This window comes from Acinetobacter sp. 1566109 (assembly GCF_000582255.1).
GTDB classification, from domain to species: domain Bacteria; phylum Pseudomonadota; class Gammaproteobacteria; order Pseudomonadales; family Moraxellaceae; genus Acinetobacter; species Acinetobacter nosocomialis.
In genome coordinates, this window is the sequence record NZ_JEYB01000195.1 from 1 (window position 1) to 1,080 (window position 1,080).

At 35.8% G+C, this 1,080-nt stretch carries 1 protein-coding gene and 1 pseudogene; both read left to right on the forward strand.

Translation table 11 applies throughout. The features are described from left to right. Positions 1–192 (forward strand): annotated as a pseudogene (locus J582_RS25350) (RepB family plasmid replication initiator protein); the annotation flags it as partial. Between the two features lie 63 nt (positions 193–255). Beyond that, positions 256–822 (forward strand): plasmid replication DNA-binding protein, encoded by a 567-nt coding sequence (locus tag J582_RS25355; RefSeq protein WP_000858429.1) that lies wholly within the window; start codon positions 256–258, stop codon positions 820–822. Positions 823–1,080: the final 258 nt, after the last annotated feature.

A 1,080-nucleotide genomic window follows, 5' to 3' on the forward strand; every position in this document is an offset into this window, starting at 1 on the left:
TTTTATCAGCTATCTGATGCTCAAATTAATCTATTCGGGAATCAATTATCACGTTTACATGAGCTTTCCCATTTAGCCTCAGAAGGTGAAAGTTATGAGATTTTAGCTGCTAAAATTAAGGATATGCTTAGAAACCCTCACCAACAACAGCAGTTTTTGCCACACTTAAAGAACTTAGGGTTTAAAGCTTGAGTGTATTGAAGAATACACTTATTGTATTCTTCAATACGTATCCTAAATACACAGCAATACACTATGAAAACAAGTACAAAATACAGTGTTAGTGATGCAGCCACACTGTATAAGAAATCTCGTGCTACACTTTATAAAGATATAAAAAATGGGGTGTTAAGTCGTGATCATGATGGCTCTATCGACTTCTCTGAGTTACTCCGCGTTTATGGTGAACCTTTTAGTGGAAAACACTCAAAACACACTGATACGTCTCCAACACAAACTATAAATACACCTGAATACACAGACAATACAGTTATTGAACTAAAGAATCAGATCGATTTTCTAAAGAAACAGTTAGAAAAAGCAGAAGATCGCGAAGCTAAAGCAAATTCTCGTATTGATACATTACTTACCCTAATTGAAATGAAGCCAACTCAGGTTCATCCCACACCAACTTCAGATCAATCTTCAGTGCAATCTAGTCCATCTCAAGTAGAACCTACATTGAATGTAGATAACGACAAACATGACGGATTGACTACTCCGGAAAAAACGGAAAATAAGCGTATTCCGGTGCCGGAGCCGGTTGAACCGGAGCAGCCGAAAAGAGGGTGGTTAAGCCGGTTTTTCTTGCCGAATGGCTAAGGGTACTATTCAACTGAGCTAATCAAAGTTGTAAGGATTTGATTAAAGAATAGCCATATTACGTGAAAGATCACAAAAAAAAGCCCGAACAGTGATGCTCGGGCTATAAACTTTGAAATAAGTGTATGAATTTCAAGGTAAATTATAACACGTTTCGTATAACGTGTATTATGTTAATTTTAGAAAAATTAAACTTGTAAAATATTAACATAACTGTCTGACATTTCTTGCAGATCTAACTTAGTAGTAACATTTAGA

Excerpts from the sequence above, each read along its gene's own strand:
- J582_RS25355 (WP_000858429.1), top strand. The coding sequence starts at position 256 with ATGAAAACAAGTACAAAATACAGTGTTAGTGATGCAGCCACACTGTAT.